Below are 21136 nucleotides of genomic sequence, written 5' to 3' on the forward strand. Positions count from 1 at the left end.
TGAAAACATGGTTTTACTCATAAATGGAAGCAAAATACACGATGAAGAAGAAATTTGTTGCTAGGCAAAAGATCGCTACACCCACTGCGGTAATAGTTGCAGAAATTTTAGATTTCTATTTAAAATTTTATATTTTTGAGATCAGGCTTAATCTAAATTGTGAAGAAAAAATCAAGACATCTTTTTCTGGTTTTATGGTTCGTACTGATCTGTCAGATTGGATCGGCGCAATATGGGTTAGAATTTGCCAGTCACAACATGGAGGCCGATAAGCGGACTAGCCTGCAGATTGGTGCCAAGGAATCGGTTTCTTTTCAACATAAACTGTCTGTTTCGTTCGATCTTTCCTTTTTGCCACTCCAACAGGATTATTTTGGTTATATCTTTCGACTGATTTCGGATGATGGTGTCAATATCGATTTGATATACGATCGGCGGCTTGATCAGGACAAACATTTTAAATTGGTAGTGGGGGAGGACTTTACACCGGTATCTTTCAATATCACAGCCTTACAGTTGTATTATAACTGGACGCCAATGCGCCTCGAGCTCGATATGGATAAAAAGGAGCTTTATTTTCAGGTTGGAACGGCCCGGTATTCCTATCGGCTCAATAAACAGTTTGCGCCTCAGTTTAAGCTCGTTTTTGGTGCAAATATGATGAAAAACTTCCAAACGATGGATGTTCCCCCCATGCGCTTAAAGGATATTCGAATTGCTGATAATGGTAAACTTAAATACTATTGGCCATTGGATGAGTCTTCAGGGACCAAGAGTTTAGATGAACAAAAAAAGAGCACAGCAGAAATCGGTAATCCGATCTGGATCAAACGGCAACGTAGTGAATGGAAAACACAGTCTTCTTTTACACTGGAAGGGCAAGCTAGTGTGGCCTTTGACAAAAATGAAGAAACACTGTTTTTTGTTGGAAATAAGCGTTTAATGATCAGTAAAATTGGTGGTAGTGACTTACGTTCGCAGGAATATGCGGATGGTAAGCTTTTGCTTGTCAATGGTAGCCAATCGCTTTTTGATCCGATCAAAAAGAACGTCCTGAATATCTCCATCGACCAAAAAATCGTTGCTGCTTATGATTCCACCAGTCGAACATGGAATAAACAATTTGATTTTCCTGCTGTAGGCACAAACTATTGGCTGTTCAACAAATATTTTAATTCGTCCGACACGAGTATCTATATGATCGGGGGCTATGGACATTTTAAATACAAAGCGGGCGTATTGCGTTATCATCTGCCCACACAATCTTGGGATAGCATTCCTTTTACAGGTGATGAAATTTTTCCGCATTATCTTGCGGGAATGGGGCAGGGAAAGGATGGGGTATACCTGGCCGGTGGTTACGGCAGTTCCACAGGAGATCAAATGTTGAATCCCCGCATTTCAAATGATTTTCTTAAGCTTGATTTTAAAAACCACAAGTCTCTAAAAGTTTACGAATTTTCATCTGCATTCGCCGATATGGTATGGGCCAATAGTCTGGTCGTTGAAGATAGTAGTGGACTGTTTTATGGATTGATTTTTCCGAACAATAAATTCAAAACACATTTACAACTGGTGGCAGGCAGCCTCAAAGGGACACAATACCAGTTTCTGGGGAGCAGTATACCCTTCGATTTTCATGACATCCGTTCTTTTGCCGATCTCTATTATGCGCCGAAATCTAAGTCCTTCGTTGCAGTTACCTTGTTTTATGATGATAAGACCGATTTGACTAAGGCAACGATTTATACTTTGCTGGCTCCCCCTTTACCTTCTGAACAGGGTATAATGCCTTTGGCTAAGCCTGCGCTGCTTAAATACAGCCTTTATGCCCTCGCTGTAATGGGATTATCGCTCTTGATCTGGTGGTATCGAAAAAGAAGCAAGCAAAAAAAACAAACGATTTCCGTCATAGAAACCGATAAAATAGGAGAGCCGCACCTACAAGCAGCTCCCTTGAAGGAGACTGAACAAGATAAGAGCGGGCAATTGGTAGATCTTCCGCAACCCAAGAAAGTGGCCAAGGGATTTGAAACCCGACATGGCGCCGGAATATACCTTTTCGGCGGCGACTTACAGATTGTGGATCTTGCTGGAAAAGAAATCACAAAGAAGTTTTCGCCATTGCTTAAAGAAATGCTGCTGATTTTTATTCTCTATACCGTACGATGGGAGCGGGGAATTAGCTCAGAGAAGCTGACTGAGCTATTTTGGTCCGATAAGAGCCAGTCCAGTGCACGCAATAATCGGTCAGTGAACATCGCCAAGCTCAATAGTTTACTCGAGCAATTGGGTGATTTTAGGGTGACCAAAAAAAGTGGTTACTGGTGCATTGAGCCAATGGATACAGTATATATCGATTACCTCCGCTTCAGCAGGATGGTATCCAATAAAAAATATTTTACAGAAACTGAAATTAGAGAATTACTCGATATAATTGACAAAGGTGGCTTCCTTTTCGAAGTGGACTATGAGTGGCTCGATAATTTTAAAAGTGAAATGTCTATTCTGGTGCTCACAACGTTGGGCAATTTTATTGAAAATCTGAATGTGCAGGATAATGCTGAACTGATTATTGAGATCTGCAATAAGATATTCTATTTTGATGAAATCAATGAGGAGGCGATGATTCATAAATGTCGTTCCTTGTTACAGCTGGGCTATCACAGCCTGGCCTTACAGTGCTATGAGAATTTCTGTCAGATCTACGCTCGTTTATATGGTGAAGCTTACCCCAAAAGTTTTAAAGACTGTCTAGATTAAGAAAAAATATTTAAAATTTTAATGTGTTGATATACAGTTGTTAATGGTGTTTTTGGATGCCTGTTAATCTTCTGTTAATCTTCTATTATACCCCTCGCCAATATATTCGTTTTCATACTTAATAACCAATCAAATGAAAGCGAAAAATTATCTTCAACTCTTCCCTAGGGAATAGCGGTAATGGACTGTTTGTAGCAAACAGGTCCTCCCTAAATACATAAACCTAATACATAATTCAATAACCAATTTAAAACAATACATGAAAACAAACTTCATTTTTAATGAAAGGCCACTGCCGTGGAACAAGCTCCGTAGTTACCCTTGGCAGTGGGCATTGTCCTCGCTGCTGCTATTGTCTCCAATGGCAACCATCGCGCAGCAACAGCAGATCGAAGGTAAGGTGCAGACTTCAAAGGATAAGCCGATCGCTGGGGCTTCCATTACAGACCTCCGTACCGGGCAGACCACATCGTCTGATGGTCAGGGACGCTTCAAGATTAGCGCATCGCCGGGAGATAAACTCGTGATCACTTTTGTCGGTTACCGCAAGACTGAAATGATCGTTGGGCAACAACGCCTCATGGATGTGTTGCTCAACGAAGATAATACAAGCTTGGAAGAGGTCGTGGTTGTGGGATATGGCACGCAGAAAAAGGCTTCGTTAACAGGGGCGATATCATCGGTGAACAATAAAGAAATCACAGTAACAAAAAATGAAAATGTGGTCAATATGTTAGCCGGTAAGATGCCCGGTGTGCGTATCAGCCAACAGTCGAGCCAACCGGGATCGTTTGAATCAAATATCGACATCCGCGGAATGGGTGAGCCCCTGATTGTGGTTGACGGAATCCCCCGTGATAAAGATTATCTGTCACGCATGGATGCCAATGAAATCGAAAGTGTATCCGTATTAAAGGATGCTTCAGCAGCTGTTTACGGTGTGCGCTCGGCGAATGGTGTTCTTTTGGTGACCACACGCCGGGGAAGCAATGAAGATGGAAACTTTGAAATAAACTATTCGTATAATCGTGCCTGGCAAAAGTTTCTTTATGTTCCCAATACGGTGGATGCCCTTGCCTATATGCAGCTTAAAAACGAACAGATAGGTCGCGATTTTAATAGCAATTATCCGGCGAAGATGCCTCATATTTTTGGGCCGGCAGATTTTGAAGCGTATCAGAACGGCACAAAAAAGACATCCAATTATGTGGATGCAGCATTCGACAAAGTATCGCCGCAATACCAGCACAATCTTTCCATCAACGGTGGCGGCAAGAAAGTTAATTATTTCTTCAACCTGGGCCATATGGATCAGATGGGCGCTTACAAAAGCAAGAGCCTCAACTATAATCGCTGGAATTTTCGCTCCAACATCGATGCGCAGATCACAGATCGTCTGAAAGCGTCTTTGGATGTGGGCGGGTATGCCGATGAGACCAACCAACCACGTACGGATATCTGGGCCGTCTACAAACAGGCCTGGAGACAAAGACCTATTGTTCCGATCTATGTCAACGACAATCCCCTTTATCCGAATTTCGAGATGATCGATAACGAAAATCCGGTCGTGGTAACGGATTCCAAACAGACGGGCTATCGTAAATTTTTGCGTAAGCAATTCAACGGTATTATCGCTTTAGACTATAAAGTGCCCTTTGTGGAAGGATTAAATGCGAAGGCAACCTATAATTATGACTTCAAGTACAGTGACAATACGGATTTCAAAAAGTCCTATTTTTTATATAGCTATACACCACCTGTCTATGATGGTAATGGCCAGATTATAACCCCTGAAAAGTATAATGCACATGAGAAAAATGCCCCTACGACCGTGAGGCGGAGTTCCTATCCGGATACGCATTCCCTGATGCAGTTCTCGTTGAATTATAACCGTCGTTTTGCCGAAAAACACCAGGTCTCCGGTTTGTTGCTTTTCGTCGAAGAATATAACAAATGGGATAGCTTCTATGCACAGCGGGAGATCATGGTCAATTCGGAATATCTATTTGCTGGTGAGGACAAGAACCAATTGGCAAATATGGAAGGTATTGGCGAACGTACAGCGCGAGGTTTGGTCGGTAAGTTCAATTACGATTATTTGGGTAAATACATCGCCGAATTTAGTTTTCGTTATGATGGCTCCTCTAAATTTCCAAAAGAATCACGCTGGGGATTTTTCCCGGCGGCCTCGGTGGGCTGGCGTATCAGCGAAGAAGGGTTTATTAAAAACAACTACAGTTTTATCAATAACTTAAAAATAAGGGCATCCTATGGTAAGCTTGGGGATGACCGTTCGGCAGGTAATTACCCTTCAACCATCGTTGGTTATGCACTGGAACCCAATGAAACGGGATGGATCTTTGGTGGAAACCTCGTGAATGGGGCCCTGCCGACAGCAATTCCCAACCCTAATCTCACCTGGTATACGTCCAAAACTGCTGACGTGGGTTTGGATATGGATCTATGGAACGGCAAGCTGGGCTTGACTTTTGATTATTTTAACCGTAATCGCTCAGGCCTTCTAGCGACAAGCCTTGACTTGATCCCCGGTACTGTTGGTGCCAACCTACCGCAGGAAAATCTGGAAAGCGATCGCACCTTCGGTTATGAGCTCTCTTTGACACATCGCAATAAGATCAATGATTTCAATTATTATATTAATGCGCAGGTCTCTTCTACGAAAAGTCAATTTGTAAACCGCGTAGAATCAAAAGCAGGTAATTCGTACGACAACTGGCGTAACCGCTACTCTAATCGTAATAAGGATATCTGGTGGGGCAAGGAATATGCCGGACAGTTTGGATCGTATGAGCAGATTTATAACCACCCAACATTGGTAAGTAGCGGTACATTGCCTGGTGATTATTACTATCAGGACTGGAATGGCGATGGAGTGATCAACGATGCCGACAATCATCCTATTGCAACGTATAATATGCCTTTGATCAACTATGGTTTTACCTTAGGAGGATCGTGGCGCGGTCTGGATCTGACGATGAATTTTCAGGGTGCAGCAAAAGTGTATGTACAGTATAGTGAGGTACTGGCAGGGCCATTGCAGTTTGACGGCGGTGCTTTGACGCAGTTTTTGGATCGCTGGAGACCAGTTGATGCCGGTGCCGATCTATTTAACCCAAGTACCCAATGGCTTGCTGGATATTATCCTTCTACGGGCTCTGCCATGGCCGAAGGAACCCGGGCAGTTCAAAATGCCTCCTATCTGCGTCTGAAAACCTTAGAACTGGGGTATTCTCTCCCGCAACAATGGTTGAAGACACTAAAAATAAAGAATCTCAGGATCTATGCGAGTGCTTATAACCTGTTGACATGGACAGGTCTCAAATATACCGATCCCGAGCACCCAGGATCTGCCGGAGGTTCTTCATCGGGTGATATTGATGTGTACAAATATCCCATCAATAAAACCTACAACATTGGAGCATCCATTAAATTTTAATCTCAAAACGAACAAAACATGAAAAAATCAATCGCTATAGCAATCATTGGCCTTTTTCTGTGCTCGGGCATGCAATCCTGTAAAAAAATGGATCTGGATCCATTAGGGGTATTGGGTGAAGATGCGCTTTTTGGAAATGAGGCTGGAGCACGTAAATATGTCGCTGGAATGTACAGCTATCTGCCCATAGAAGACTTTGTATATCATCCTGAAAGAGGATTTAGATGGGACAATTATTGGCAAAATTCGGAAACACTTGCGGCCATGAGCGGCGAGATGACCGGACAATTTTGGGGGGTAGCTGGAGCACAGGGTTTTGGTTACTGGCCATATGATCGCATCCGGAATGTCAATACCCTGATTGCAGGCCTACCCAAATACAAAGCCAATTACACCGAGCAGGGGTACAACCAGATCTTTGGGGAAGCCCATTTCCTGCGTGCTTTCTATTATTTTGCTTTGGTTAAACGCTACGGTGGGGTACCTATTATAAAGGACGTGCAGGATCCAACAGCTGATAAAGAACAGCTCTTAGTCAGCAGAAATAAAGAATCTGAGGTTTATCATTTTATCAATGAAGACTTGCAGGTGGCTATTTCAATGATGTCTGGAAGCAGCGAACGCGGCCGCGCAAACAAATATGTGGCAGCAGCTCTACTTTCCCGCGCCATGTTGTATGCCGGTAGTATTGCTAAATATAGTTCGTACAGCAATCTCTCTGGTGATGCAACAGACATGCAGTTGGTCGGTATCAAAAAGGAAGAAGCAGAATGGTTCTTCAAACAGGCTTATGATGCTGCAACAACCGTGCTGGCAGGACCGTACAGCCTGTACAATAAAAATGCACAGGATAAGGAACTCAACTACGTAAATTTGTTTTTGGACTTAGACAGTCCTGAGGATATTCTGATCAAGGAGTATAGTCTGACCGCACCGCACAACAACCGTCTCAAACATAGCTATGACGCTACGCATTTACCCAATCCGACCTTTTCGAGTGACAATGAGTCTGCGGCATACCCCGTATTGAATGTCGTGGAGTTATTCGGTGAACTTCCAATCACTGATGCCGGAGGGAAACCAGTACGTTACACGGACCGTAAACAGCTGTATGCCGATTTGGAACCTCGTCAGCGGGCCACATTTTACTTCTCGGGAATGGAATTGCGTGAAGGTGCCGAAAGACGTAGTTTTGATATTCAGCGTGGACTCTATAAAACCTTTCCCGGTAAGGCTGCTGATGCACAGATGGGCGCGGGTACTGCGGCGATAAATAGCGAGTCAAATCGAATCCTGGCTGGCCCCAAAAATAGCCTGTTTGACTACAATGGTACGAAGATCAATATAACAGGCGAGCATGGCATGTGGAAAGATGGACATGCCAACAACACCCGAACTGGATTTTACATCCGTAAATACATTAACTATAAAATGTCTACCAAGGATGTGAAGTTGTATAACAGTACACAACCCTGGAAGGTCTTTAGGCTCGCGGAGATACTTTTGAATAAGGCTGAAGCTGCTTATGAACTCGGCCTGATCAAAAATGATGAAACGCTTAAACAGGAAGCATTCCAATACATCGCGCAGATCCGTAATCGTGCTGGTGCCAAGCCTTATCTCTATACAGCTGCTTCGGCAAACCTCTCCGGTAAATATGGTTATCCCCTGGATGGAAATCTGCAGTTTATACGCGAGGAGCGCGAACGTGAACTTTGCTTTGAAAATCACCATTGGTGGGATATGCGGAGATGGCGCATTGCAGATGTGGAGCTCAATAACTTTGTGCCCAATTCGCTGATGCCTTACCTTGTATTGGATGAACTGAAATATACTCCGGGCGGTGAACGGATCAACTCCTTTATTTTTATTCGCGAAAAAGAGCCTTGGAATAAGACGTTCAACTTTGAAAAGAAATGGTATTATGAACCTATTCCGGGTGGAGAACTGAACAAAAACCCTAATCTATATCCACAGAACCCTATTTACTAATTGAGCGGAAATGAGAACGATATATTTATTTACAGCATTGACAGGCTTGTTATTTTTAAATGCCTGTTCGAAAACAGATAATTACGATGGTCCGAATGCCACTATGAAAGGGCAGGTCATAGACAAGGTAACGAATAAACCCTTCCTGACCGGACAGGGCGAATTTAGCATCCGTCTGCTAGAAACCAGTTGGAGCGACAATCCCGCACCGCAGGATATTGCCGTCAAGCAGGACGGATCGTATAATCATACAAAACTCTTTCAGGCGACCTATACCCTCCAGCCCTATGGTGGTGCATTTTGGCCAGCACAAAAGATCGAAGGTTACCAACTGGGGGCTAATGCAGAGCAAAACTTTGAGGTGACGCCCTACCTACAGATCAAAAATGTGAAGTGGACCTTAAAAGCGGAAAATAAACTGGAAATCTCCTGTACGCTTGCCGCACCTATTACGGGTGGATTGCCGCAAGTGATTGAGGTTCGCCCATTCCTGAGTCTGACACCATACTGTGGGGCTGGCAACCGTATTGATGCGTATTATAAGGATGAATATCGCGCATTGATCAATCAAAACTGGGAAAATATCGGCAATATGCAGACCGGAGAAGGGAAGGAAACCTACACGATCAAGGATATTCCATTGAAATCAGGGTATACCTATTATGTACGGATGGGCGCAAAGGTGCGCGACACCTACGAAAAATTCAATTATTCGGAAGTGGAGGTTATTAAAGTACCTTAAGGAAAGAATCTAAACAATGAGCGGGACTTGGTGCCCGCTACTACTACTCAATACTAAATAATTATTCGGATGAAACAATTTATTAAAGCAGGTTCCAGATGCCTATTGGGCATGACATTATTTTTTGCCACACACTTGCAGGCGCAAGATAACCCATTTATCAAACATATGTATACCGCAGACCCTTCGGCACGGGTATGGGCCGATGGCCGCCTGTATGTGTACGCTTCACATGATATTGCTCCGCCTCAAGGTTGCGATCTGATGGATCAGTATCATGTGTTTTCGACGGCGGATATGAAAACATGGACCGATCATGGCGAAATATTGCGCGCCTCACAAGTCCCTTGGGGCAGAAAAGAAGGTGGATTTATGTGGGCTCCGGATTGTGTCTATAAAAATGGTACTTATTATTTTTATTTTCCACACCCAAGTGGTACGGAGTGGAATAATACCTGGAAAATTGGTGTAGCTACGAGTAAATCACCAGCAAAAGATTTTGTGGTACGGGGCTATGTAAAAGGCGCCGAAGCACTTATTGATCCACATATCTTTATCGATGATAATGGACAGGCCTATTTTTATCAGGGGGGCGGTGGCGTCTGTAAAGCGGGTAAGCTCAAAGACAATATGATGGAGATTGATGGTGAATTGCAAAAGATGGAAGGTTTGGAAGATTTTCACGAAGCTTCATGGGTACACAAGTATAATGGAAAATATTATCTGTCCTATTCTGACAACCACGATGAGAACTGGAAAGATGGAGTAAAAGGAGATAACCGCATGCGCTATGCGGTAAGTGATAACCCAATGGGACCATGGAAATCAATGGGCATCTATATGGATCCGACGAATAGCTATACAAACCATGGCTCCATTGTCAAGTTTAAAGGTAAATGGTACGCTTTTTACCATAACAGTGAATTGTCACAAAAAAATGGCGAATTCAACGATTGGCTTCGTTCCATCTGCGTAGACCGCTTGGAGTACAATAAGGACGGTAGTATCAAGAAGGTAAAGCAGACGGGCTTATTGACAGGCCCCAAATAATCGATGGGCACGAAGACGATATGTTGCCAAAAAAAATTAACTTTAAGGGCGGAACAACTGTTTCGCCCTTAAACCATCGAACACTTAATTGTTTAAAATGCTAACGAAGAATATCAAACGTAAAACCAATACATTGTTACGCACACTATGTTGCTGTTCTCTTCTTTCGGTCAGTATGCTAAAAGGTTTTTCCCAAGCTAAAATGACGAAAGATTATGTTGATTATGTCAATCCTTATATGGGAAACATCAGCCATTTATTGGTACCAACCTATCCAACGGTTCACTTGCCAAACAGCCTTTTGCGCGTTTATCCTGAGCGGGGAGACTATACGTCAGACCGTCTGTTTGGTCTGCCGCTTATCGTTACCAGTCATCGTGGAAAATCGGCTTTCAATCTTAGTCCCATGGTGAAATTGCCAGGCAGTTTGAAACCGGTACAACTGTATAGTTACGATCAGGAGGAAATACATCCGTATGCCTATTCGGTGCTATTGGATCAAGAGAATATTCAGGTAGACTATGCGCTGTCGCATCAGTCGGGGATGTATACCTTTACGTTTCCGACAACTTCGACGAAATACCTTCAGTTCAACTCACAGGAAGGGAAACTTCAATGGGACGGACAGGGACTTTCGGGTACACAGGATATTGGTAATGGTACGCACGTGTATATTTATGCTATTCCCGAATCCAAGCCTGTTGCGGTAAAGCGACTGCAGGGGCAACAACTGGAAAATGCAACAGAAGCTGTTGGTAAGAGTTCCTGTATGGTATTGGAGTTTAATCAGGCAGGGACTAGCCTGCGCATGAAATATGGCGTTTCATTTATCGATGTCGCACAGGCAAAAGCCAATTTAAAGCGTGAAATCAGCGACTTTGATCAAAAGAAGCTCGCTGAAAAAGGGCGTAAAATATGGAACGACGCTTTAGGTAAAATAGCTGTGGAAGGCGACAATGAGTCTAATAAACATGTGTTTTATACCTCCTTATACCGCACCTATGAACGCCCAGTCAATATTTCTGAGGATGGCCGTTATTATAGTGCGTTCGATGGTAAGGTACATCAGGACGAGGGCAAACCTTTTTTTACCGATGACTGGATCTGGGACTCCTACCGTGCACATCATCCATTACGGGTATTGTTGGAGCCTGGCACAGAATCCTTGATCCTCAATTCTTTTGTCCGGATGTCTGAACAAATGGAGCAGCCTTGGCTGCCTACTTTCCCTGAGATTACCGGTGATAGTCGAAGGATGAATTCCAACCATGGTGTAGCAACTTTGTTGGATGCATACCGCAAAGGCGTGCGTAATTTTGATATCAAGAAAGCCTATCTGGCAGCAAAAGGTGCGATTACAGAAAAGACGCTGGCTCCTTGGTCGGGTAAAGCCGCGGGGAAATTAGACGAATTTTTTAAGGAGAAAGGCTATATTCCAGCATTGTACCCAGGTGAAAAAGAAACGATACCAGAAGTAAACGGTTTTGAACGGAGACAACCTGTCGCTGTAACCTTGGGCACTTCTTATGACTTATGGTGTTTGGCACAGCTTGCTCAAGAATTGGGTATCCAGGCTGATTATGATCTCTTTATGAAGCAATCTTTCAATTATAGAAATCTTTTCAACGAACAGACCAAATTTTTCCATCCCAAAGATGACAAGGGAAATTTTATCATGCCTTTTGATTATGTGTTTTCTGGCGGACAGGGAGCACGCGAGTATTATGGTGAAAACAATGCCTGGATCTATCGCTGGGATGTACAGCACAATATTCCGGATCTGATCAAATTGATGGGGGGAAATGAATTGTTTGTCAAGTACCTCGATGAGATGTTTCAGCAGCCTTTGGGTCGGTCGAAATTTGATTTTTATGCGCAGCTTCCCGATCATACAGGTAATGTTGGACAATTTTCCATGGCGAACGAGCCGGCTTTGCATATTCCTTATCTCTATAATTATGCCGGACAACCTTGGATGACACAGAAACGGATCCATAAACTGATCGGTGAGTGGTTTCGAAACGATCTAATGGGGGTACCTGGCGATGAAGACGGTGGCGGGATGTCTGCTTTTGTGGTCTTTTCCCAAATGGGCTTCTATCCCGTAACACCAGGGCTGACTTCCTACAGCATCGGATCTCCATTTTTTCAGAAAGTGAGCATACAGCTTCCTAATGGCAAGTCTTTTGTCATTATCGGCAAGAATGCATCTGCAAAAAACAAATACATTCAATCGGCGAAATTAAATGGGCAGCCGCTGAACGTTCCACAATTGACCCATGCCGATGTGCTGAAAGGTGGTACATTGGAATTTGTGATGGGGGATAGCGCAAATCGAAATTGGGGGAACTAACAAAGCCTGCTTACCAGCATGTGTATGCCAGAAAGTAAAAAAATAAAAAGCGCTGTTGATCAACGATCAACAGCGCTTTTGTTTATAGATAGCTGTTTTCCATTAGCTATTTGCGATAAGATGTTCACCTTGCTTTAAACTGAATAACCAAAATTATGGTAAGCAGCTCAAATTTGGATGAACACTCTCTTATTGAAACATATCGGGGGTAATCAAGACTGCTGTACCTTTTGTTCCATTCCGTTCGATCTGTTTACCTGCATAACTGATACAGACTGGACCATTACTGCTGGGAAGGATTTCGGCTTTCTTAAGCTTACCGTTTTCCCACTGTATATTCACCGTACGATTACCTCTTGCTTTAAGTCCGGTTACGCTTCCCTGATCCATGTTGTGGCTTAAAGCGGGTAGCAGCTCGATGAGGTAATTGTTGTTTTTGTCCCTGACCTGACTTTGCAGCAGCATTTCGGCAATCGCTGCGGTTGCGCCAAAGTTCCCGTCAATCTGGAAGGGTGGGTGATTATCGAACAGATTGGGCAGTGTCTTATCACTGATCAGGTTATACAATAAGCGGTAGGCATGTTCTCCGTCATGCAATCTATTCCACATATTGATTTTCCAGGCCAGACTCCAACCTGTGCCATGATCGCCCCGACTTAATAGCGTCTTTTTTGCAGCTTCGGCTAGTTCGGGCGTATTAACGATTGAAATCTGGTTGCTCGGATGCAAACCAAATAAATGTGACGTATGCCTGTGATTTACCTCAGTCTCTTTATAATCTTCGATCCATTCCATAATGCGACCTGTTTCTTTGCTGATTTGTGTTGGAATAAGTTTGGTTAAGGCAGCTTGACAGCGTTGTCTGAAATCAGGATCGCAATCTAAGAGCTTTGTGGCTTCAACACAATTTTGCAGGAGGTCGCGGATAATCTGTGTATCCATGGTGGCACCGTAGGTAAAACTGGAAACTTCACCCGATGGTAGGATAAAACTATTCTCAGGGGAATGCGAAGGGTTGGTGGTCCAATAACCGGCAAATGATTTACCTTGGGGGATTTTGACCATAAAATCCAAAATAAATTCAGCCGCTCCTTTCATAATAGGATAAGCCTGGACTTTTAAAAATTCTCGGTCGCCAGTATAGTTATAATGTTCCCAGGGGTGCTGCGCCATCCAGGCCGATCCCATGGGCCAAATGCCCTGTACGCCATCGGCTGGAGCTGTGTAGCCCCAGGCATCGGTGAGATGATGTACCACCCAGCCTTTGGCTCCATAGAGCTTGCTTGCGGTACGCTCACCAAAAGGAATTAATGCCTTTGTGAGGTCAAATAGGGGCTTATGCAATTCAGAAAGATTGGTTACCTCGGCAGGCCAATAGTTCATTTGCAAATTAATATTGGTATGAAAATCAGCATTCCAAGGTGGATCCATCTGCCAAGCCCATAAGCCCTGCAAATTTGCCGGCATATGTCCTGGACGTGAACTGCTGATTAAAAGGTAACGACCAAACTGAAAGAATTTGTTGACTAAGGTATTAGGTACCTTTTGCAATTCTTTTGTCAGCCGAATGAGTGAATCAGTGGGTAGTTTCGCGAGTTTATCTTGTTCTGGATCTGGAAGATTCAACTTGACCCGATTAAAATACTGTTGATAATCTTCTATATGAGCTTGTTTTAACTGTTGATAATGCTGTTTGTTCAGGCTACTGATTACCTTGCGGCAGCTTGCAAGTGGATCAATATCCACCGGGGTTTGTGGATAGGCGATATGCTTCAATCCGGGATAATCCGTAGCAGCGGTGACGATGATGGTAATCTCATCTGCTCCGGTAATCGCTATGCGGCCGTCTGCATTGATAAGTTTACCGCCTTTAAGGATTACTTTTGCAATTGCGGCAAACTTTGTTCCACGCTCATGGGCATGAGCAGATTGGCCAATCTGCCCCTGAAGTAGCAATTGTGTGGGATCTGTCGGATCAGCGGTGCAACTGAAATCCTGGGCTCTTTTCCAGGTAAAGTTTAAATCGAGTGCCTGTTTCTTGTTTGCTGTATAATGCATGACCATCGCGTTGGCAGGAGCTGAAATGAATGACTCGCGAAAGAACTTGACACCATTATACACGTAGCTTGTTTGTTGCAATGCACGCTCAAGATCAAGCGAGCGCATATACTGTTCAGCTTTAAGATGGGGCATATCAAACCATAGTTCGCCAAGCGACTGATAGGGTTTGATGTTTTTGGGTAAGCCCATCAACGTTGTGTCTGCAAGGTCGATTGCTTCTTTATTTTTACCTTCAAAAAGAAGTTGCTGTATCCGGGGCAGATACATTTTCCCCTTGGGATTATTGGGATCCTGCGGATGACCGGCCCAAAGCGTACTTTCGTTCAGTTGGACGCGTTCATCGGCGACACCACCAAAAACCATGGCACCGAGCTGACCGTTACCGAGCGGTAGAGCTTCCTCCCAAACTCCTGCGGGACGTGCATAGGATAACGTTAAAGGGCCTGCGGAGAGACTTGCAGCCGATTGAATCTGTGTGCGGTCTGTCCAGAATTGCGTGATCTTATGTTGCCGCTGACTAGCTGGGGCATCTATTATTTTAGTGGACTGCTGTGCCTTAATTGTAGTGTTGCCCATCAGTAGCAGTGCGCAGTATAGGAACGTTTTTATTTTCATCTTTTAGTTTCTTTTTGGTTGTTTTACGGGGACTGAGGTTTTGGTTTTTAGGTATTTGCTTGCCTGTCCGGTTAACCAAAGATAATGATCATTTGGAAGATTATCTTCAATACCGACAAATGAGCCTGTTCCATTGAGTGGGACATCTTTTTGATGCAGTGTCTTGAATATGGCGGTGCCTTCATCGACTTCATCAAACATGGCGATGTAGAGCATTTGGGCACCAATTGAAAGGTTATATTGTAATTGTTTCCATAAGAAATTTCCGGAATCACGTGGGACAAAAGCACGGGAGCTACCGGTCATGTTCGTCCAGGAGAATCCCGGGAAGCAAAGTGGAGCATAATCGATTTGATGTTGTTTGCACCAGTCCATATCATCTTTGATCAGGGATTTGAACTGATCGAATCCGGCCTGATTATATCGACCAACAAACCAAGGCATAATGATATCTGATTTTTTGATGAGTTCATGCAAAAATGGATCAGATTCGGTATCCTGACGCAATTCACGCCAATAAGTCGGTACGCCAAGAAGCACGCTATAGCCGTTTTGTTTGAGGTAATTGACAATCCGTTCGGCTGTTTTGAGATTATATTTGCGACCGTCGTTAAATCCGATACCCCAAACGGCAATCAGTGGTTTGCCATGATGAAAAAGATAGGTTTTGGCGCGATCACGCTTTTTGAGGTTCCATTCTTTTTCAAGGGCGGCTACATCGTCCATTAAGATTTTGTCGTCACCATCTTTAATGCCACTAAGGTCGTACATGACGCAGATTGCGCGGTCAAATTCATTGGCTGAACGAATAGCCGAAGTCAACACTGTATTGAAGTGGTTGCGACCACTGGGGTTAGCAATCTCACCCACGAATCGTTGCATAAATACACCGTCGATTCCGTATTGTTGCATCCATTTAAAATGAAGGTTGACGGAAGAATAGTCATGTGCGCTATAGAGTTTAGCGGGCTTTCCATCTTTTGTCATAAAAGGACTGTCATAGGTTATTTGATAGGCGCTGACGTCGGGCCAAAAATCGATATTTGTAGAACCAGGTTGGAATCCGTTTTTTCCACGGTAATGGTACCATCCGCGGTCTGCACCATCCGTAGGACTATTGAACCAGCCTTGGTAGCCGGCCATAACAAGGCCGCTATACGAGTCGTATTGTTTTTGTGCGAATAGTAAGCCTACCGAAAAAAGTTGACAGATGCCAAGAAGATGGAATTTAAGCGTTTTAGCTATCATATCGATTTATAATTAAGTTATTCTGCTAAATATCGATTAACTCAATTAATAGTCCATTAATAAAGTATTAATACGCTGTGAATAGCTAATTTTACCGCAGTTGAATATAAAGATTTACCGCCTTTTATTGGCATGTTATATTTCTATTTTTTTTGTGTAATTTTTTGTGGAGTAGGAAAAATTGATCATCTTAAATGATCTACCCAATTGGAATAGGCATGTTTATGTTGGTCTTTTCCGTGCTTGTCGCACAGAAAAGTTTTTCGAATTTTATCCCTTATACTGGGGCTTATGATGCGGTAATGAATATCCTGTCCGAGAATGATTCCTTTGCACGGCTAGACTATAGCAACATGCTGATGCTCGTCATATTTCTATTGATCAGTTTTTGCTTATTCAAGCGGAAAGGACAGTTTTAATTTGTAGGCACACCTGATCGGCTATTTTTTATCAAGTTCTTTTTTATAAGTACTTGGGGACTGGCCATATTTCTTTTTAAAGGCCGAAGCGAAATAGGATGCTGAGGAAAAACCGACACTGCTAAATATTTCGTTGATGTTTAGTCCTTCAGCCATGAGGCTTTTGGCTTTCTTTAATCTTCGCTCGATAATGTAATCATTGACGCTGCAGTCAAGTAACTGTTTGACTTTACGGTAGAGCTGCACGCGGGAGAGATGAAGCTCGTTGGCAATGCCATCGACACTCAATCGCGGGTCTGATAATTTGGATTCGACAATCGCTGAGAAATTGTTCAGAAAACGTCTATCGTTATCATTGACCTGCTCCGCTTGAGCGCTATCAAACTGTTCCACATTGCTGCTGTATTTTTCTTTAAGCTGATGGCGTGACTGTAGGATGTTTGAAATCCGTGTCCGCAGTAATTCGGCGTTGAATGGCTTAGTAATGTAGTCATCAGCCATCAATTTACTTCCTTCGAGCATCGTATCTTCGTTGGCGAGCGCACTCAGTAAGATGACGGGAATATGTGCGGTCTGATAAAATGCTTTGATGTCCTTTAGAATATCCAGACCGCTACCATCGGGAAGCATAATATCCGTAATGACTAGATCTGGAAAATGTGTCTTCAACATTCCATTGGCTTGTTGCACATCTTTTGCCAGGAAAAGATTGTAATCCCTTTCTAAGAGGGAGCGGAGATAATCTCTGATCTCATCATTATCTTCAACGACCATAATACTTTTTGATCTGTTGGATCGAAAAGAAAGATTGTTGTCTACCATCTTTCGTGTGGCGTCCACTATGTCGTCTTGTTGAAACAGCGGCTTTTCTCCCTTGTCAAAATCGGCCAGTTCAGCAGGCTCGTAGTGACTATTTCCAATTGGCATACGTAGGGTGAATATCGACCCATGGCCGGGTTTGCTACTCACAGTGATTTGGCCATGATGCAGTTCGATGATCTGTTTGGTGTAGGCGAGGCCGATTCCGGAGCCATTACGGCTACTGGCGCCCTGATAAAAAGGATCAAAAATGTGCTCAATATCACTTGGGGCAATCCCCAGGCCATTATCCAATACCCGTAGATAGAAATAGTCTTTGAAATTGTTTTCTTCCAATATAATTTCAATTCTGCCACTTGCCGCCGTATGTTTGATCGCGTTGGACAATAAATTGGATAAGACCTGTTCCATCAGGTATTCGTCCATCCAAACCTCTTTCAAGCTTGTTTTGTTGACATAACTGACGGAGATCCTGTTTTTCTTAAATAAGGGCTTGAAACTACCTATTACCTGCTGAATAAATGGGTCAATGTAAACGATGGTCGCATGTAGCTTAATCTTCGATTTACTGATGCGATGGATATCAATGAGGTCGCTGACCAAACGTTGTAGTTTTTTTGCATTCCGTTTGATGCGTGACAGCTGTTCTCTGACCTCTTCGGTAAGATCTTTTCGTAATTCAAGGTCCTCGATAGGCGCGATGATAAGGGTTAGCGGGGTTTTAAATTCATGCGAGATATTGGTGAAGAAATTATTTTTGATTTCTGCCGCTTGCTGAATCTGACTGTTCATTTCGACGATCTGTTTTTGTTGCGCAAGAATCTCGCTATTCTGGATTTCCAGATGTTTGTTCTTTTCCCAGTTGCTTCTGATCACGATAATAGAAATTCCCCCAAAGACAACAGCTAGCACCAAGCTAACGACCAATACATTAAGAACGGACTTTTGGCTTTGGTAAATCTTATTCTGTTCCGTAATGAACTCCTGTCTTTTGTCAATATCGAGCTGCTGTTGTTTTATTTTATCCGACTGCAGGGCAAGCAACTCCGCGTTGGTTTTATCGATAACAGAGGTTGCGAGTATATTCTCGCGGCGGTAGTTTTGGTGGTTGATGATAGCCAAGGCCGTTCGAATGGCTTCGGCCCCGCCAGTGGGATAGAGTATGGAAGCAAACATTTTGCCCTGTATGATCTGTTCAAGGCCATTTCCGGGACCAGGAAGAGCATCAACACCAATTATCTTAATATCCTTTTTGATCTGGGCTTCGTCCAATGCTTTTTTTACCCCCATGGCCATCTGATCATTGAATGTAAAGATGATATCACTCTGGCTCATGACGTTTATATGCTTACGCATTTCCAGATAGGCTTTATTTTTCTCCCAGCCGCCGTGAATGACGCCGCTCACCCGAACCGCTGTGGCATCTCCAATTTGCTGCATAAAGCCTTTTTCACGCTCTATTGAAGCCGAGGTGCCCGATAGTCCTGTGACTAATCCGACCGAACCCTTTCCTTGCAAAATCGTGCGGCTATATTGACCGGCCAGTTTCCCGATGGCGATATTGTCGGCGCCCACATAAGCATTATATTGGCCGGATGACGTCTTACGGTCTGTTACGATGACAGGTATATTGCGTTGGAATACAGAATCCACAATTGGCGTGAGTGGCTCGGCCTCATTTGGGGATACAATCAGAAGATCGATATCCTGTTTGACTAATTCGCGAATTTGATTGATCTGTACATTATTGTCGCCATGTGCGTCGCGATAAAGAAAGTCAATATCAGGATTGAAGGAAAGTTCCCTTTTCATTTCCTCGAGCATCGTTTGTCGCCAGGCATCGTTTCCGATACACTGCGAAAAAGCGATCACCTGCTTTTTCTTTCGGACCATTGGTTGACATCCACAAAAAAGAAGCAAGGTCAATATGCCACTAAAAATGAAATATTTTCCCATGATTTTTCCCCTTAAATATCCGAATATACATTATTTAGATTTTTTAGGATAACAGGGATAGTGTTAGTGTATATTTTACACTAAAATAGGAACCTTCAAAAATGTATCATTTTCTAAAATTTCTGTTTAAAAAGTGAAAGTTTTAAAAAACAGACTTAGTTTAACTGTCAGATTTTTAATGTTTTAGCGTTTTTAAAAAAATGTTACATAAATAAATGTTTTTGCGAAGTCCAAATTTAAGTTAAGATGAAGCACGTGTTAAATTTGGATTAATCAATTATAGATCATCACATGAACAAAAACACGGTATTAGCTTGGTCCTTTGTAGTGGCTTTAGGCGGATTTTTATTTGGATTTGATACAGCGGTTATTTCGGGAGCAGAAAAGGCCGTTCAGGAGCACTGGCATTTGAGTGAGTTTCAGCATGGACTGACAATGGCCATCGCCTTGATAGGGACAGTTGTCGGCGCAGCATTAGGTGCACTGCCTTCCGATAAATTGGGCCGTAAAAATACCTTATTTGCTGTTGCAGCCCTTTACTTTATTTCAGCGATTGGTAGTGCACTGGCGAATGACTGGACTATATTTATTTTATTCCGCTTTTTGGGTGGCATAGGAGTTGGCGTCTCTTCGGTAACGGCACCAATCTATATATCAGAAATCTCCCCGGCAGCATCGCGGGGTAAGTTGGTAGGGCTTTTTCAATTCAACGTTGTATTAGGTATTTTGATAGCCTATTTGTCCAATTATTTTATCGGTCAGGTTGGCGAAGAGTCCTGGCGCTGGATGCTGGGGGTACAGTGCTTTCCGTCGTTGTTATTCTTCTGTTTGATCTTCCTCATTCCGGAAAGTCCGAGATGGCTGCTGCTGCACAGGGGGAATTTGGCCGAGGCAACACGGATTATGAAAAAAATTAATTCGGATGGTTACGAGCTGGAGATTTCAAAAATTCAGGAGTCCAAAAACAATTCCACAGGAGAAGGCAAGCTCTTCGTTCGCGAAAATGCCAAACCTATTTTATTAGCCTTTTGTTTTGCGCTGTTCAATCAAGTTTCAGGTATCAACGCGATTATATATTATGCGCCCCGTGTATTTGAAATGGCTGGCTTGGGCTCACAGAGTTCATTACTTTCGACAGTTGGTATAGGGGTTGTCAATTTTATTTTTACGTTGTTGGCGATCAATTTCATCGATAAGGTGGGCAGAAGAAAATTAATGTTGGTGGGCTCGATCGGGCTGATTGTTTCATTGGCACTCGTTTCCCATGCTTTTTATACCAACCAAACGACGGGTTTTGCGATCACAATCTATCTGATGAGTTTCATTGCCTTTTTCGCATTCTCGCAAGGTGCGGTGATTTGGGTGTTTATTTCGGAAATTTTTCCGAACGACGTACGTGCCAAAGGGCAGACATTTGGTAGCTTGACACATTGGGTGATGGCGGCGATTATCACTTTTTGTTTTCCAGCCTTGACGGAAATGCTCGGCGGCGGCGGTACCTTCTTGATCTTTGCTCTATTTATGGTGCTGCAGCTTGTTTATGTGCTTAAGTTTATGCCGGAGACAAAAGGGAAATCATTGGAAGATCTTGGGCATACCATCAATCTACATTAGTCTTTAGCTGGACTACAGCAATAGGTGTCGGAGTAGCCATGACGCGA

At 43.3% G+C, this 21136-nt stretch carries 11 protein-coding genes; 8 read left to right on the plus strand and 3 right to left on the minus strand.

The window, feature by feature from the left end; genetic code table 11:
- Positions 1 to 159 precede the first annotated feature (159 nt).
- The 6 genes from ACLCDV_RS06980 to ACLCDV_RS07005 all read left to right on the plus strand — a co-directional run bounded on the left by ACLCDV_RS06980 (position 160) and on the right by ACLCDV_RS07005 (position 12357).
- Positions 160 to 2763: a hypothetical protein gene (locus ACLCDV_RS06980; protein WP_411973260.1), complete on the plus strand. Its 2604-nt coding sequence runs from the start codon at positions 160 to 162 to the stop codon at positions 2761 to 2763.
- Positions 2764 to 3022: 259 nt separating this feature from the next.
- A complete protein-coding gene (locus tag ACLCDV_RS06985) occupies positions 3023 to 6220 on the plus strand; it encodes a SusC/RagA family TonB-linked outer membrane protein (RefSeq protein ID WP_411973261.1) in 3198 nt (1065 codons plus the stop codon).
- Between the two features lie 18 nt (positions 6221 to 6238).
- Complete coding sequence (locus tag ACLCDV_RS06990; protein WP_317667913.1) at positions 6239 to 8212, plus strand: RagB/SusD family nutrient uptake outer membrane protein; 1974 nt, start codon at positions 6239 to 6241, stop codon at positions 8210 to 8212.
- A gap of 10 nt (positions 8213 to 8222) precedes the next feature.
- Entirely contained in the window at positions 8223 to 8954 is a 732-nt protein-coding gene (locus ACLCDV_RS06995; RefSeq protein WP_317667912.1) for a DUF3823 domain-containing protein, read from the plus strand.
- Between the two features lie 69 nt (positions 8955 to 9023).
- Positions 9024 to 10004, plus strand: coding sequence for a family 43 glycosylhydrolase (locus ACLCDV_RS07000; protein WP_411973262.1), 981 nt, complete (start codon positions 9024 to 9026; stop codon positions 10002 to 10004).
- A gap of 97 nt (positions 10005 to 10101) precedes the next feature.
- A complete protein-coding gene (locus ACLCDV_RS07005; RefSeq protein WP_411973263.1) occupies positions 10102 to 12357 on the plus strand; it encodes a GH92 family glycosyl hydrolase in 2256 nt (751 codons plus the stop codon).
- 189 nt (positions 12358 to 12546) lie between these two features.
- Here the strand turns inward: ACLCDV_RS07005 and ACLCDV_RS07010 are convergent, their stop codons facing one another.
- Both ACLCDV_RS07010 and ACLCDV_RS07015 read right to left on the minus strand, forming a co-directional pair.
- Positions 12547 to 15033 carry a glycosyl hydrolase family 95 catalytic domain-containing protein gene (locus tag ACLCDV_RS07010; protein ID WP_411973264.1) on the minus strand — a complete coding sequence of 829 codons (2487 nt, stop codon included), beginning with the start codon at positions 15031 to 15033 and terminating at the stop codon, positions 12547 to 12549.
- A 3-nt stretch (positions 15034 to 15036) separates the two neighbouring features.
- The gene (locus tag ACLCDV_RS07015) at positions 15037 to 16281 is read right to left on the minus strand and encodes a glycoside hydrolase family 71/99-like protein (protein ID WP_411973265.1); all 1245 of its coding nucleotides are present in this window, start codon (positions 16279 to 16281) and stop codon (positions 15037 to 15039) included.
- A gap of 194 nt (positions 16282 to 16475) precedes the next feature.
- Here ACLCDV_RS07015 and ACLCDV_RS07020 point away from each other — a divergent pair, with 194 nt between their 5' ends.
- Positions 16476 to 16700 (plus strand): hypothetical protein, encoded by a 225-nt coding sequence (locus tag ACLCDV_RS07020; RefSeq protein ID WP_333577015.1) that lies wholly within the window; start codon positions 16476 to 16478, stop codon positions 16698 to 16700.
- 21 nt (positions 16701 to 16721) lie between these two features.
- On the opposite strand, the gene ACLCDV_RS07025 is transcribed toward ACLCDV_RS07020, so the two are convergent.
- Positions 16722 to 19475 carry a substrate-binding domain-containing protein gene (locus ACLCDV_RS07025; RefSeq protein WP_411973266.1) on the minus strand — a complete coding sequence of 918 codons (2754 nt, stop codon included), beginning with the start codon at positions 19473 to 19475 and terminating at the stop codon, positions 16722 to 16724.
- A gap of 291 nt (positions 19476 to 19766) precedes the next feature.
- Here ACLCDV_RS07025 and ACLCDV_RS07030 point away from each other — a divergent pair, with 291 nt between their 5' ends.
- Complete coding sequence (locus ACLCDV_RS07030) at positions 19767 to 21089, plus strand: sugar porter family MFS transporter (RefSeq protein WP_159729307.1); 1323 nt, start codon at positions 19767 to 19769, stop codon at positions 21087 to 21089.
- The last annotated feature ends 47 nt before the right edge of the window (positions 21090 to 21136 follow it).

The sequence above is a fragment of the Sphingobacterium sp. Lzh-3 genome, assembly GCF_046764375.1.
GTDB lineage: Bacteria > Bacteroidota > Bacteroidia > Sphingobacteriales > Sphingobacteriaceae > Sphingobacterium.